This is a genomic window from Pseudomonas sp. MF6776, assembly GCF_016613125.1.
In the GTDB taxonomy this organism is placed as follows: domain Bacteria; phylum Pseudomonadota; class Gammaproteobacteria; order Pseudomonadales; family Pseudomonadaceae; genus Aquipseudomonas; species Aquipseudomonas iridis.
In genome coordinates, this window is sequence record NZ_JAENSQ010000017.1 from 31,144 (window position 1) to 45,992 (window position 14,849).

13 protein-coding genes are annotated in these 14,849 nt (G+C 56.9%); 5 read left to right on the forward strand and 8 right to left on the reverse strand.

Annotated features, from left to right (window positions below; all coding sequences use genetic code 11):
- Window positions 1-90: 90 nt before the first annotated feature.
- The 5 genes from mnmE to rpmH form a co-directional block, all read right to left on the reverse strand.
- Window positions 91-1,461, reverse strand: coding sequence for a tRNA uridine-5-carboxymethylaminomethyl(34) synthesis GTPase MnmE (gene mnmE, locus JJD74_RS19170; protein WP_200616572.1), 1,371 nt, complete (start codon window positions 1,459-1,461; stop codon window positions 91-93).
- Between the two features lie 81 nt (window positions 1,462-1,542).
- On the reverse strand, window positions 1,543-3,225 hold the full coding sequence (gene yidC / locus JJD74_RS19175; RefSeq protein ID WP_042556899.1) for a membrane protein insertase YidC: 1,683 nt from the start codon (window positions 3,223-3,225) through the stop codon (window positions 1,543-1,545).
- Window positions 3,226-3,227: 2 nt separating this feature from the next.
- Window positions 3,228-3,473: a membrane protein insertion efficiency factor YidD gene (gene yidD / locus JJD74_RS19180; protein WP_010465488.1), complete on the reverse strand. Its 246-nt coding sequence runs from the start codon at window positions 3,471-3,473 to the stop codon at window positions 3,228-3,230.
- Window positions 3,466-3,867: a ribonuclease P protein component gene (rnpA, locus tag JJD74_RS19185; RefSeq protein ID WP_042556900.1), complete on the reverse strand. Its 402-nt coding sequence runs from the start codon at window positions 3,865-3,867 to the stop codon at window positions 3,466-3,468. The genes yidD and rnpA overlap by 8 nt, the downstream gene beginning before the upstream one ends.
- A 16-nt stretch (window positions 3,868-3,883) precedes the next feature.
- A complete protein-coding gene (gene rpmH, locus JJD74_RS19190; protein ID WP_003213577.1) occupies window positions 3,884-4,018 on the reverse strand; it encodes a 50S ribosomal protein L34 in 135 nt (44 codons plus the stop codon).
- Between the two features lie 566 nt (window positions 4,019-4,584).
- Between rpmH and dnaA the strand changes: the two genes are divergently transcribed.
- Genes dnaA through gyrB form a run of 4 tightly spaced genes read left to right on the forward strand, consistent with a single transcriptional unit; the run spans window position 4,585 to window position 10,792 of the window.
- Window positions 4,585-6,108 carry a chromosomal replication initiator protein DnaA gene (dnaA, locus tag JJD74_RS19195; protein WP_042556901.1) on the forward strand — a complete coding sequence of 508 codons (1,524 nt, stop codon included), beginning with the start codon at window positions 4,585-4,587 and terminating at the stop codon, window positions 6,106-6,108.
- A 39-nt stretch (window positions 6,109-6,147) separates the two neighbouring features.
- Complete coding sequence (gene dnaN / locus JJD74_RS19200) at window positions 6,148-7,251, forward strand: DNA polymerase III subunit beta (RefSeq protein ID WP_042556902.1); 1,104 nt, start codon at window positions 6,148-6,150, stop codon at window positions 7,249-7,251.
- A 14-nt stretch (window positions 7,252-7,265) separates the two neighbouring features.
- On the forward strand, window positions 7,266-8,369 hold the full coding sequence (gene recF / locus JJD74_RS19205) for a DNA replication/repair protein RecF (RefSeq protein WP_200616573.1): 1,104 nt from the start codon (window positions 7,266-7,268) through the stop codon (window positions 8,367-8,369).
- Between the two features lie 5 nt (window positions 8,370-8,374).
- Entirely contained in the window at window positions 8,375-10,792 is a 2,418-nt protein-coding gene (gene gyrB / locus JJD74_RS19210; RefSeq protein WP_042561927.1) for a DNA topoisomerase (ATP-hydrolyzing) subunit B, read from the forward strand.
- A gap of 63 nt (window positions 10,793-10,855) precedes the next feature.
- Here gyrB and JJD74_RS19215 read toward each other — a convergent pair whose 3' ends face one another.
- Window positions 10,856-11,575, reverse strand: a complete 720-nt coding sequence (locus JJD74_RS19215) for a response regulator transcription factor (RefSeq protein ID WP_047303478.1) — start codon at window positions 11,573-11,575, stop codon at window positions 10,856-10,858.
- 166 nt (window positions 11,576-11,741) lie between these two features.
- Between JJD74_RS19215 and JJD74_RS19220 the strand changes: the two genes are divergently transcribed.
- On the forward strand, window positions 11,742-13,274 hold the full coding sequence (locus tag JJD74_RS19220; protein WP_042556905.1) for a sensor histidine kinase: 1,533 nt from the start codon (window positions 11,742-11,744) through the stop codon (window positions 13,272-13,274).
- Between the two features lie 168 nt (window positions 13,275-13,442).
- Here the strand turns inward: JJD74_RS19220 and JJD74_RS19225 are convergent, their stop codons facing one another.
- Entirely contained in the window at window positions 13,443-14,222 is a 780-nt protein-coding gene (locus JJD74_RS19225; protein ID WP_042556906.1) for a lysophospholipid acyltransferase family protein, read from the reverse strand.
- Window positions 14,223-14,305: 83 nt separating this feature from the next.
- Window positions 14,306-14,845 (reverse strand): D-glycero-beta-D-manno-heptose 1,7-bisphosphate 7-phosphatase, encoded by a 540-nt coding sequence (gmhB, locus tag JJD74_RS19230; RefSeq protein ID WP_164488102.1) that lies wholly within the window; start codon window positions 14,843-14,845, stop codon window positions 14,306-14,308.
- Window positions 14,846-14,849: the final 4 nt, after the last annotated feature.

Consider the following 14,849-nt stretch of genomic DNA (forward strand, 5'->3'; position numbering starts at 1 on the left):
CATAAATCTGCCCGGCATTTCTGGAATCAATTCAATGATGAGGGAAACAGACGGGCCGCGAACGGGCCCGCCTGTGAACAGCAGGAGGGATTATTTACCGATGCAGAAGCTGGAAAAGATTCGTCCGAGCAGATCATCGGAGCTGAATGCACCGGTAATTTCACCCAGCGAGTGCTGGGCCTGGCGCAAATCTTCAGCCAGCAACTCACCAGCCCCCGCCAGTGTCAGTTGGGCTCGACCGTGTTCCAGCGCCGCGCTTGCGTGGCGCAAGGCCTCCAGATGCCGGCGACGGGCGCTGAAGCTGCTTTCCGAGGTTTGCTCGTAGCCCATGCAGGCCTTGAGATGTTCGCGCAGCAACTCCAGGCCTTCACCTGCAGATTTGGCACTCAGACTGATGGTCACATGGCCGTCGTCGCTTGTTTCCAGAGCAATTGCTTCGCCCGTCAGATCTGCTTTATTACGGATCAGAGTGACTTTCGCCGGGTCCGGGCGGATCTCGAGAAATTCCGGCCACAAGGCGAACGGGTCCAACGCTTCAGGCGCCGACGCGTCTACGACCAACAGCACCCGATCCGCTTCAGAAATGGCTTTCAATGCGCGCTCGACACCGATTTTTTCCACCTGATCGTCGGTATCGCGCAGACCTGCGGTATCCACAACGTGCAGAGGCATACCGTCGATGTGGATATGTTCACGCAGGATATCCCGAGTGGTACCGGCAATCTCGGTCACGATCGCTGCCTCACGGCCGGCCAAGGCATTCAGCAGACTGGACTTGCCGGCATTTGGACGGCCGGCAATCACCACGGTCATACCATCACGAAGCAAGGCACCCTGGCCGGCTTCGCGCAGTACTGTGGATAATTCGTCGCGCACTTTGTCGAGCATGCTCAATACGTGGCCATCGGCGAGGAAGTCGATTTCTTCTTCCGGGAAGTCGATGGCGGCCTCGACGTAGATACGCAGGCCTATCAGCTGTTCGGTGAGGTTATGCACACGCTGGGAGAATGCGCCTTGCAACGATCGCAGGGCATTGCGCGCCGCCTGTGCAGAACTGGCCTCGATCAGGTCGGCAATCGCCTCGGCCTGGGCCAGGTCGAGTTTGTCGTTGAGAAACGCGCGTTCGCTGAATTCACCTGGGCGAGCCAAACGGCAACCCAGTTCCAGGCAACGCTTGAGCAACATGTCCAGAACGATCGGGCCGCCGTGGCCCTGCAATTCCAGCACATCTTCGCCAGTGAATGAGTTCGGCCCCGGGAAATAAAGCGCCAGACCTTCGTCGAGCACCTGTTGGTCGTCACTGTAAAACGGGCCGTAATGGGCGTACCGCGGTTTCAGTTCGCGGCCGGCGATAGCTTTGGCCGTAACACTGGCCAGTGGACCGGAAATTCGAACAATGCCCACACCACCGCGACCTTGAGCGGTGGCGACAGCTGCGATGGTTTCACGAGGTGTGCTCATAAACCGTAATCCAGACAAAAGTGGCAGATAGCAAAACGCCCCACTAGGGGGCGTTTTGAGTGGTGTTATCCACAGAGCAAGTTACGCCTCGGCTTTTTTCGCCGCCGCTTCGATCTTACGCGTGATGTACCACTGTTGTGCAATCGACAGGCAGTTGTTCACTACCCAGTACAGCACCAGACCAGCCGGGAACCACAGGAAGAAGAAGGTGAAGATGATTGGCATCATTTTCATGACCTTCGCCTGCATCGGATCCGGAGGAGTCGGGTTCAACTGCTGCTGGATGAACATGGTTGCGCCCATGATGATCGGCAGAATGAAGAACGGATCCTTGATCGACAGGTCAGTGATCCACAGCATGAATGGCGCTTGGCGCATTTCCACGCTTTCGAGCAGAACCCAGTACAGCGAAAGGAAAACCGGCATCTGCACGAGGATTGGCAAGCAGCCACCCAGCGGATTGATCTTCTCTTTCTTGTACAGCTCCATCATGGCTTGCGACATTTTCTGCCGGTCATCGCCATGCTGCTCTTTCAATGCGGCCAGTTTCGGCGCTACGGCACGCATGCGCGCCATCGATTTGTAGCTGGCAGCCGACAAAGGGAAGAAAATACCCTTGATCAGCATGGTCAGGAAGATGATCGACCAGCCCCAGTTACCCACAATCGCGTGGATGTGTTGCAACAGCCAGAAAATCGGCTGGGCAATGAACCACAGGATGCCGTAGTCGACAGTCAGTTCCAGACCTGGGGACAACTCTTTCAGCACGGCTTGGCTTTTCGGACCGGCGTACAGAACAGCACTGGTTTCAACTTTGGCACCTGGTGCAGCGGTCATTGTTGGACCGGTGTAACCGATGATGTAGTTGCCTTTGCTGTCTTTACGGGTCTGGACGATGTTGTTTTCGCCCTTGGCCGGAATCCATGCGGTCACGAAGTAGTGTTGCAGCCAGGCTACCCAACCACCGGTGACGGTTTCCTTGAGTTGCGCCTTGTCCATGTCCTTCATGGACACTTTCTTGTACGGCTCCGAACTTGTCCACAGGGCAGCGCCCAGGTAAGTCGCGGTGCCGGTAGCAGTTGTGGACGAAGGATCGCCGCTGTCGTCGCGCTTCAACTGGGCAAACATTGCGCCATTCCAGGGCTGAGCGCTCTGGTTATCCACAATGTAGGAAACGGTTACGTCATACAGGCCGCGTTTCACAGTGAAACGCTTGATGTAATTGACGCCGTCCTTGCTGAACTTCAAATCAACGACCAGTTGGTCCTGACCGTCAGCCAGTTGATAAGTCTTCTTCTCGGCGGAGTAAAGAGGGCGACCAGCCGGATTTGCGTCCGGGCCATTGGTACCGATCAGACCGCTTTGCGCCAGATAAATACGTTCGCCGCCGTTGTCGAACAGCTGGAACGGAACATCTGGACGATCCTGACGACGTGGATACAGAGGCAAGGTCAGTTGAGCAACGTCGCCACCTTGTGGATCGATCGCAAGATCGAGCACGTCGGTTTTAATCTGGATCAGATCCTTGCTGGCAGCCACCGGAATTTCAGCAGGTGCGCTGGTATCGCTAGCGGAGCGCGGAATATCGTCACTGGCGGCAGCATTATTGCCAGTGGCGGTGTCCGGCAAACCGGATGTAGTCGTACTGGCAGCAACATTCTGAGTCGGCAGGGCAGCCTGGCCATAGTCCTGGTTCCATTTAAGAACCATAACGTAGGACACGATTGCCAGGGCGACGATCAGGATCGTGCGTTTGATATCCATGATTACTCGGCCATCGAAGAAGAACGGGAGGTAGGGATAGGTGGAACCGGGTCATAACCACCGGGATTCCACGGATGACAGCGACCTAAACGACGAAAGGTCAGCCAGCCACCGCGCAGAAGGCCATGATTTTCAATGGCTTCATACGCGTAGCAGGAACAACTGGGGTAGAAACGACAGTGGCTGGCCATCAAAGGACTAATGGCATAGCGATAAAACTGGATCGGAACGAGGGCCAGTTTACGCATCTGGACTGTCTACCCCTACAGTTTCGGTTTTGACTGCTGGAACTGGATTGTTACGGGCCAGACGCTTCCAGAGTTTGCCGAAATGCTGAATCAATTCGGGGTTTTCTACATCACCCAAACCTTTGCGCGCGACGATAACAATGTCCCAGCCGACCAGTGAATCCTGGTGCAGACGGAACGATTCGCGCATCAGACGTTTGAGGCGATTGCGCTCAACGGAGAGCTTTACGCTCTTTTTCCCGATAACCAGCCCGAGACGGGGGTGATCAAGATCGTTGTTGCGCGCAAGGAGCAGGAGATTTTTCCCCGGAACCTTGCCGGTAGGGGAGTCAAAGACTGCCTTGAAATGCCGGGGGGTAAGCAGACGCTTTTCCCGACTGAAGTCCTGACTCACCTCCAGTACCGGATTATCAAACTGCCAGACGCGCACGACCTTTGGCGCGGCGACGCGACAGGACTGCGCGACCGTTCTTGGTAGCCATGCGAGCACGGAAACCGTGGGTACGAGCGCGTTTGATGGTGCTTGGTTGGAAAGTACGTTTCATGTCGTGTTACCTGGTTCGTCCACAACGGGCCGGAATGGCCCCCGTTTTAAGAGACCGGGGATTCTAGAGAAAGCAAGGCTTCAGGTCAATTTCCAACCAACGTTTCCTTATAAATAGATCTCAGGACCTTCTTTGGCTGAAACCCTGTTCGCCATAAATAAAAATAAAGAAGGGAATTATTTAAAGCTTTTCTGTAAAGCTTATAAAAGCTAGGGCCACGATCTTCTGTGGATAACTGCCTTGAGGCCATGTTTAACCTGATGTACAGAGAATGACAACTACAGTGGAAAACCGTGGTCAGCCTGTGCTGCACTGTCGGATAACCTGTGTGTGGAATGGGCTGTTATCCACAGGCAGGTTATCCACCGAGTTTAGCCCCCACTTGTCCAATGCCCTTAGAGGCGGTTATCCACAGAGCTTATTCACACACCGTTGGTCGCCTTTTTTCCGTTTAACGCATTGATAAATCATGGACGGGGGGCAACCTGCATGTGGATAAGTGGACAGCTCGCCGCTACAATGGCCGCTTGTTTTTGCCTCACCGGCTTTCAACTTAGGGGATATCCGTGTCAGTGGAACTTTGGCAGCAGTGCGTGGAGCTTTTGCGCGAGGAGCTGCCTGCCCAACAATTCAACACCTGGATCCGTCCACTACAGGTCGAAGCCGAAGGCGACGAGTTGCGCGTCTACGCACCGAACCGTTTTGTACTGGACTGGGTCAACGAAAAGTACCTTGGGCGCGTCCTCGAACTGCTGGATGAGCACGGCAACGGTATGGCGCCGGCGCTTTCCTTATTAATAGGCAGCAAACGTAGCTCGGCACCGCGTGCGGCCCCGAATGCCCCGTTAGCCGCCGCGCAAGCGTCTTTGGCCCATGCCAACAACGCACCGGCAAGCCAGCAGGCGCCGGCCGCAGCGCCAACTCAGGCCAAACGTTCGACGCAGAAAACTGTGGAAGTCAGCGAAGAGCCTTCTCGCGACAGCTTCGACCCGATGGCCGGTGCCGCGTCGCAGCAGGCTCCGGTTCGCGCCGAACAGCGCACTGTGCAGGTCGAAGGTGCGCTCAAGCACACCAGTTACCTGAACCGCACGTTCACCTTCGAAAACTTCGTCGAAGGTAAGTCCAACCAGCTCGCCCGCGCGGCGGCCTGGCAAGTGGCGGACAACCCAAAGCATGGTTACAACCCACTCTTCCTATATGGTGGCGTTGGCCTGGGTAAAACTCACTTGATGCACGCGGTGGGTAACCATCTATTAAAGAAGAACCCGAATGCCAAGGTCGTGTACCTGCATTCCGAGCGTTTCGTGGCCGACATGGTCAAAGCGCTGCAACTGAACGCCATCAACGAGTTCAAGCGCTTCTACCGTTCGGTGGATGCTTTGCTGATCGACGATATTCAGTTCTTCGCCCGTAAGGAACGTTCCCAGGAAGAGTTTTTCCACACCTTCAATGCCCTGCTTGAAGGTGGCCAGCAGGTCATTCTCACCAGTGACCGCTACCCGAAAGAAATCGAAGGCCTTGAAGAACGTCTGAAATCCCGTTTTGGCTGGGGCCTGACCGTTGCCGTCGAGCCGCCAGAACTGGAAACCCGCGTAGCAATCCTGATGAAGAAGGCCGACCAGGCCAAAGTCGACTTGCCACACGATGCAGCGTTCTTCATTGCCCAGCGCATTCGCTCCAACGTCCGTGAGCTGGAAGGCGCGCTGAAACGCGTGATTGCCCATTCGCACTTCATGGGCCGCGACATCACCATCGAGCTGATTCGCGAATCCCTGAAAGACCTGTTGGCGTTGCAAGACAAACTGGTCTCTGTGGATAACATTCAGCGTACCGTCGCCGAGTACTACAAGATCAAGATTTCCGATCTGCTGTCCAAGCGCCGTTCGCGCTCGGTGGCACGTCCGCGTCAGGTCGCCATGGCGCTGTCTAAAGAACTGACCAACCACAGCCTGCCGGAAATCGGTGATGTGTTTGGCGGCCGCGACCACACGACTGTTTTGCACGCCTGCCGCAAGATCAACGAACTTAAGGAATCCGACGCGGACATCCGCGAGGACTACAAGAACCTGCTGCGTACACTGACCACTTGATGAACACCAGCGCAGCTTATTAAGGCAAGGGACTAGACCATGCATTTCACCATTCAACGCGAAGCCCTGTTGAAACCCCTGCAACTGGTCGCAGGCGTCGTTGAGCGCCGACAGACCTTGCCGGTACTCTCTAACGTGCTGCTGGTTGTCGAAGGCCAGCAATTGTCGCTGACCGGTACCGACCTGGAAGTCGAGCTGGTTGGTCGTGTGCAACTCGAAGAGCCGGCTGAAACAGGTTCCATCACCGTGCCTGCGCGCAAACTGATGGATATCTGCAAGAGCCTGCCCAACGATGCGCTGATCGATATCAAGGTCGACGAGCAGAAGCTGGTGGTGAAGGCCGGTCGTAGCCGCTTCACCCTGTCGACCCTGCCCGCCAATGATTTCCCGACTGTGGAAGAAGGCCCGGGCTCGCTGACCTGCAGCCTGGAGCAGAGCAGACTGCGTCGTTTGATCGAACGCACCAGCTTCGCCATGGCCCAACAGGACGTGCGCTACTACCTTAACGGTATGTTGCTGGAAGTCTCGGAAGGCATCATTCGCGCAGTGGCTACCGATGGTCACCGTCTGGCGATGTGCTCGATGAAGGCCGATATCGGTCAGCCGGATCGCCATCAGGTGATCGTGCCGCGCAAAGGCATTCTCGAACTGGCGCGTCTGCTCACCGAGCCGGACGGCATTGTCAGCATCGTCTTGGGTCAGCATCACATTCGCGCCACCACGGGTGAATTCACCTTCACCTCGAAACTGGTCGACGGCAAGTTCCCCGACTACGAGCGCGTTCTGCCGAAGGGCGGCGACAAGCTGGTGCTGGGTGATCGTCAGGCACTGCGTGAAGCGTTCAGCCGTACCGCGATTCTGTCCAACGAGAAATACCGCGGTATCCGTCTGCAACTGGCCAGTGGTCAGTTGAAGATCCAGGCCAACAACCCGGAGCAGGAAGAAGCGGAAGAGGAAGTGGGCGTTGAATACAACGGCGGCTCCCTGGAGATCGGCTTCAACGTGAGCTATTTGCTCGATGTGCTGGGCGTGATGACCACCGAGCAGGTTCGTCTGATCCTGTCCGACTCCAACAGCAGTGCGCTGGTGCAAGAGTCCGACAACGACGACTCGGCTTACGTTGTCATGCCGATGCGCCTGTAAACAGCTGATCCTGGATGTCCTTAAGTCGTGTTTCGGTCACCGCGGTGCGTAATCTGCACCCGGTGACCCTCTCTCCCTCCCCTCGCATCAACATCCTTTACGGCGCCAACGGCAGCGGCAAAACCAGTGTTCTGGAAGCCATTCACCTGCTGGGGCTTGCCCGTTCGTTTCGCAGCACGCGGCTGTTGCCAGTCATCCAGTACGAGCAACTCGCCTGCACGGTGTTTGGGCAGGTCGAACTGGCCGAGGGTGGCCACAGCGCTTTGGGAATTTCACGCGACCGTCAGGGCGAGTTCCAGATTCGCATCGACGGCCAGAATGCCCGTAGCGCCGCGCAACTCGCGGAAATCCTTCCGCTGCAGCTGATCAACCCGGACAGCTTCCGCTTGTTGGAAGGTGCGCCGAAGATTCGCCGACAGTTTCTCGATTGGGGCGTGTTCCACGTCGAGCCTCGGTTCATGTCCACTTGGCAGCGCTTGCAGAAGGCCCTGCGCCAGAGAAACTCTTGGCTGCGGCATGGTACACTTGACGCCGTTTCACAAGCGGTTTGGGACAGGGAACTGTGCCAGGCCAGCGCTGAAATCGATGAATACCGCCGCGCTTACATCAAAGCCTTGAAACCAGTCTTTGAACAAACCTTGAGCGAACTGGTTGAGCTCGAAGGTTTGACGCTCAGCTATTACCGAGGTTGGGACAAAGACCGGGAGTTGAGTGCCGTACTTGCTGGATCCCTGCAACGGGATCAGCAGGTGGGCCATACCCAGGCTGGGCCACAACGAGCTGATTTGCGTCTTAGATTGGGCGCACACAACGCCGCGGACATCTTGTCCCGGGGTCAGCAGAAGCTGGTGGTCTGTGCATTGCGGATTGCCCAAGGGCATCTGGTGAGCCAGGCCCGTCGCGGTCAGTGTATTTATCTGGTGGATGACTTGCCGTCCGAGCTGGACGAGAACCACCGTCGTGCGCTGTGCCGCTTGTTGGAAGACTTACGCTGCCAGGTTTTCATTACCTGTGTAGATCACGAATTATTGAGGGAAGGCTGGCAGACGGAAACGCCAGTCGCTTTGTTCCACGTGGAACAGGGCCGTATCACCCAGACCCACGACCATCGGGAGTGAAGGCATTGAGCGAAGAAAATACGTACGACTCAACGAGCATTAAAGTGCTGAAAGGCCTGGATGCCGTACGCAAACGTCCCGGTATGTACATTGGTGACACCGACGATGGCAGCGGTCTGCACCACATGGTGTTCGAAGTGGTCGACAACTCGATCGACGAAGCCCTCGCCGGTCACTGCGATGACATCAGCATCATCATCCACCCGGATGAGTCCATCACCGTTCGCGATAACGGCCGTGGCATCCCGGTAGACGTGCACAAAGAGGAAGGTGTTTCCGCCGCCGAGGTCATCATGACCGTCCTCCACGCTGGCGGTAAGTTCGACGACAACTCCTACAAGGTATCGGGTGGTCTGCACGGTGTAGGTGTTTCCGTGGTGAACGCATTGTCCGAAGAGCTGATTCTGACCGTGCGCCGTAGCGGCAAGATCTGGGAACAGACTTACGTGCACGGCGTTCCGCAAGAGCCGATGAAAATCGTTGGCGACAGCGAGACCACGGGTACGCAGATTCACTTCCGCCCTTCCGATGAAACCTTCAAGAACATTCACTTCAGCTGGGACATCCTGGCCAAGCGCATTCGTGAACTGTCCTTCCTCAACTCCGGTGTCGGCATCGTCCTTAAAGACGAGCGCAGCGGCAAGGAAGAGCTGTTCAAATACGAAGGTGGCCTGCGTGCGTTCGTTGAATACCTGAACACCAACAAGACCCCGGTCAACCAGGTGTTCCACTTCAACATCCAGCGTGAAGACGGCATCGGCGTGGAAATCGCCTTGCAGTGGAACGACAGCTTCAACGAGAACCTGTTGTGTTTCACCAACAACATTCCGCAGCGCGACGGCGGCACTCACCTGGTGGGCTTCCGTTCCGCACTGACGCGTAACCTGAACACCTACATCGAAGCTGAAGGCCTGGCGAAGAAGCACAAAGTCGCCACCACGGGTGACGATGCGCGTGAAGGCCTGACCGCGATCATTTCGGTGAAAGTGCCGGATCCGAAATTCAGCTCCCAGACCAAAGACAAGCTGGTTTCTTCCGAAGTGAAGACCGCCGTCGAACAGGAAATGGGTAAATACTTCTCCGACTTCCTGCTGGAAAACCCGAACGAAGCCAAGCTCGTTGTCGGCAAGATGATCGATGCAGCACGTGCCCGTGAAGCCGCGCGCAAGGCCCGCGAGATGACCCGCCGCAAAGGCGCGCTGGACATCGCCGGCCTGCCGGGCAAACTGGCCGACTGCCAGGAAAAAGACCCGGCGCTGTCCGAACTGTACCTCGTGGAAGGTGACTCCGCGGGCGGCTCTGCCAAGCAGGGGCGTAACCGCAGGACCCAGGCCATCCTGCCGTTGAAGGGTAAGATCCTCAACGTCGAGAAGGCGCGCTTTGACAAGATGATCTCTTCCCAGGAAGTGGGCACCTTGATTACCGCGCTTGGCTGCGGCATCGGTCGCGATGAGTACAACATCGACAAGTTGCGCTATCACAACATCATCATCATGACCGATGCTGACGTCGACGGTTCGCACATCCGTACGCTGCTGCTGACCTTCTTCTTCCGTCAGTTGCCGGAGCTGATTGAGCGTGGCTACATCTACATCGCTCAGCCGCCGCTGTACAAGGTCAAGAAAGGCAAGCAGGAGCAATACATCAAAGACGACGACGCCATGGAAGAGTACATGACGCAGTCGGCCCTGGAAGATGCGAGCCTGCACTTGAACGAAGAAGCACCAGGCATTTCCGGCCCGGCGCTGGAACGTCTGGTGAATGACTTCCGCATGGTGATGAAGACCCTCAAGCGTCTGTCGCGCCTGTACCCACAGGAGCTGACCGAGCACTTCATCTACCTGCCGGCCGTCAGCCTTGAAAAGCTCGGCGACCACGCTGCGATGCAAGACTGGCTGGCTCAGTACGAAGTCCGTCTGCGTACCGTCGAGAAGTCCGGTCTGGTCTACAAGGCCAGCCTGCGTGAAGATCGTGAACGTGGCGTGTGGCTGCCGGAGGTCGAATTGATCTCCCACGGCCTGTCGAACTACGTGACGTTCAACCGCGACTTCTTCGGCAGTAACGACTACAAAACTGTCGTCACTCTCGGCGCTCAACTGAGTACCCTGCTCGACGAAGGCGCGTACATCCAGCGCGGGGAACGCAAGAAAGCGGTCACCGAGTTCAAGGAAGCTCTGGACTGGCTGATGGCCGAAAGCACCAAGCGCCACACCATCCAGCGATACAAAGGTCTGGGCGAAATGAACCCGGATCAGCTGTGGGAAACCACCATGGACCCAAGCTCGCGTCGCATGCTGAAGGTCACTATCGAAGACGCCATTGGCGCGGACCAGATCTTCAACACCCTCATGGGTGATGCGGTCGAACCTCGCCGTGAGTTCATCGAGAGCAATGCGCTGGCAGTATCCAACCTGGATTTCTGATCCCGGTCAGCACCAAAAAAAGGCCAACGCATTTGCGTTGGCCTTTTTTTTGGCTCCTTGATCTTATTCTTGCGCCGTCGCCACACTTTCCAGCCGATACCCATACCCATAAATCGTCAACAACTGCCAGCCGCGATCCGCCGTCAGCCCCAGCTTGTTGCGCAGTCGATAGATGTGCGTGTCCAAGGGCCGCGATGAAGCGACTTCTTCATGGGGCCAGAAGCGCTCATACAGGTAATCCCGCGACAGCGGTCGGCCGAGGTTGCTGAACAGGCATCGTGCGAGGCGGTATTCGCGTTCGGTCATGACGATCGGTTTGCCCTCACGGGTGACCGTCAACTCGGCGTCATCGAAGGTCAGATCATTGAAGCTCAGCACTTCGGTTGCAGCGCTGCGTGGCTGGCTGTGCCGACGCAATACCGCGGCGACTCGGGCTTTCAGTTCATTGGGCCGGAACGGTTTGCTGACGTAGTCGTCGGCGCCAGCATTCAGGGCCTGGACGATATCGCTTTCGCCATCGCGGCTGGTGAGCATGATCGCCGCCGGTGGCGCCTCCATGTGTTCACGGGTCCAGCGCAACAAGGCCAGCCCGGTGATGTCGGGCAGTTGCCAGTCGAGGATCAACAGGTCGAAGGTTTCCCGGCGCAGCTGTCGCAACAGGTCTTCACCGTGCTCGAAGCTGTGCAGCGACCAAGGCTGTTCTCCGGCTTCGGCCATTTGCTGCAGGGTCTGCTCGACCCGGCGCAGTTCGGCGGGTTCGTCGTCCAGTATCGCAACGCGCATACGCGAGGGTTCCTTGTTGCTGGGGCAGTTGGCCGTCAACCTTAGTCGCTCGACCTTCGCTATTAAAGTAAGCGGCCGCCGTTGGTCGACGTCCGCTATGATTCTTCGGGTCGAGTATCAGACCTGTGACCTATGAAACCATTCACACCCCCCTGCCCTTTTTCCCATGAATGACCGCAGACGGCATGAAAGCCGAGAGCCGAGCCAGGTGCAGCGACTGTTTCGCCAGTTGGTGCGCGAGTGGTTGTGGATAAGTCTAGTGCTGTTGCCACTGACTGCGCTGTTATCGTATCGAGCGCAGGTCAATCTCAATGATGCATCCCCTGGCCTTGGCGCATTGCTCTCGGTAGGCCTGGTGGTTTGCGTTCTTGGGCTGCTGTTATGGCGTCCACGTCTGGCCCTTTGGATGACGTTGATCGGCATGGCCGGCGTACTGCTGACCAGCGTCGGGCTGGCGGAAATCCGCGAGTGGTGGTCACCAACACCAGCGATGCTGGGCATGTTGTTCGGCTATCTGATCTGGAACTGGCGACGCCTGAGTGTGGTGCTGACGTACTTCGGTTGGGAGCTGGCGCGGCTGGACAGCGAACCGAAAGTCTTTCCCGAACGCCGCCGCGCACAGTTCACCGGCGCTGATCACTTGCAGCGCCAGATCATGGCGCTCGAACAAGCCATGAGTCGTACCCGCGATACCCGGCGCTTTATCGCTGACGGTCTGGAATATTTACCCGTCGCCACGCTCATCAGCGATCCCAAGGGCCAGATCCTTTTGGGCAATCGCAAGGCTCGCCAGCTGTTCGATCATGCTTTGGTGGGTAACGACGTTCTCGATCAGTTGGCGCTGCTCGGATATCCAGAGTTGTCCACAGCCCCGCGTCCTCTGTTATCCGCACTGCCGTTGTTGGAATTTCGCGATCACAAGGAGCGCAGCCTGCGCCTTGAGCGCGCTGCGTTGCTGCCTGTAGATGGTGACACCCCAATCGGCTGGTTGCTGAGTTTGACCGACCTGAGTGCCGAGCGCGCCGCCGAGGAGCAACGCGGCGTCTTGCTGCGCTTCCTCTCCCATGATCTCCGTGCACCGCACTCGGCGATCCTCGCTCTGCTTGATGTTCATCGTCATCAGGCCGGGGCGGATGCGCCATTGTTCGAACAGATCGAGCGTCAGGTTCACCGCGCTCTGGATCTGACCGATGGCTTTGTGTTGTTGGCGAGGGCTGAATCCGAAACGTATCAGTTCCAGCCGACGTTGTTTGGAATGCTGGTGCTGGACGTACTCGATCAGGCCTTGCCGATCGCTCAGCAGAAACGCATCGAACTGCTGCACGACATGGACGAGCAGTCCCAGGAACGGCTGGTATCTGCTGACCAAGGCCTGCTGACCCGTGCGTTGTTCAATCTGCTGGAAAACGCCATCAAGTACAGCCCGGCTGACACCACGATTCAGTTGCGCGTCACGTGTCAGGACGATTGGCTCCGTTGCGAGCTTGTTGATCAGGGCAAAGGTATTGCCGCCGAGGAACTGCCCGACCTGTTCAGCCAATACCGGCGCTTTTCCTCGGCTCAGGGCATTGATGGCGTTGGTCTGGGCCTGTCGATGGTTAAAGCCGTGGTCGATCACCATGGCGGCAGAATCGAATGCCGCAGTGTGGTCGATCAAGGTACGACGTTCAGGCTTGAGTTACCGCTGATCATTGAATGAACAGGCACAAAAAAACCGGCTATATCAGCCGGTTTTTTTACATCCAAAAAAAACTTATGCACCTTTTACGGCGTTTTATGAGCTTGAGAAATATATAAGTAAATCAGTAGGTTATATCTAATATTCAAGCTTTTTCAACAAAAGCGTACACAGGTTATCCACAAAATCTCAGACAGCGATCTGACCACTTTCAGCGGGTGCCTGTGGCGCAGGTGGCAATGAGCCCATTTCCCGTTGCGTCTGCTCGTTCCAGGCTTGCACCCGGTCGTTCAATGCTGCAATGGCTCGCGGCCCAGTACCTTCGGCGTACATCGGCTCGCCAATGACCACAGTGATTACTCCAGGCTTTTTGGCCCAACCGGTTTTCGGCCAGAATTTGCCGGCATTGTGTGCAATCGGCAGTACCGGAAGCTCGGCATTCACCGCCAAAGCGCTGCCACTGCGGGAGAATTTTCCGACAGTGCCGTAGGGGACGCGAGTGCCTTCCGGAAAGATCAGCACCCATACATTGTCTTTGAGCAGCTCATCGCCTTTCGCCGCGACTTGCTTGAGCGCAGCTTTCGGATTGTCGCGATCAATCGCGATCGGGCGCAGCATGGCCATGGCCCAGCCGAAGAATGGCACGAACAGCAATTCGCGCTTGAGCACCTGGCTCAAAGGCGAGAAATAAGCGGAGAGGAAAAACGTCTCCCAAGTGCTCTGGTGGTTCGATTGAATCACGCAGGGCCGGTCTGGCACATTTTCCGCGCCTTTGATTTCGTAACGTATACCCAGGAACACTTTGCTCAACCACAAGGCACAGCGGCACCAGTACACGTTGATGAAGCGATAGCGCGCCTTGAATGGCAAAAAGGGCGCGATAAAAAAGCTCAGGCTGCACCACAGTAAGGAGGTGGTGCCCAGCAGCAGGTAAAAGAGAAAGATTCTGATGGCCCGCAGTATCGACATGGCGACGTTTACCGTTACGGGGCAATGCCCGTCTGTTCAAGCGCACTCCCGATCAATCCCTGGTCAGGAATTTCAGAAGTACTCTAGTTGTGGATAAGTTCTGCGGCAATCGCCGCCAGATCGTCAAAAATCAGAGTGCCAACCGGCAGGGTTTTGCCCTGAGTCTTTTCGCCTTTTCCGGTCTTTACCAAAACTGGCTGTGAATCGACGGCTTTGGCGGCCTCCAGGTCACCAAGGCTGTCGCCGACGAACCAGACATTGTTCAGTTCGACGTGGTAATGCGCCGCGATGGTTTTCAACATGCCCGGTTTCGGTTTACGGCAATCGCAACCCTCGTCCGGCCCATGCGGGCAGTACACGATCAGCCCGACTTCACCGCCCTGCTCCGCTACCAATGCGCGCAAACGCGCGTGCATGGCGTCGAGGGTGGCGAGGTCGTAATAGCCGCGAGCAATGCCCGACTGGTTAGTGGCAACCGCCACCGTCCAGCCGGCCTTGCTCAACTGCGCAATCGCCTCGATCGAGCCGGGCAAAGGAATCCACTCCGCCACCGACTTGATGTAAGCGTCGGAGTCGTAATTGATCACTCCGTCCCGATCGAGAATCAGCAGTTTCAACAGCAATCCC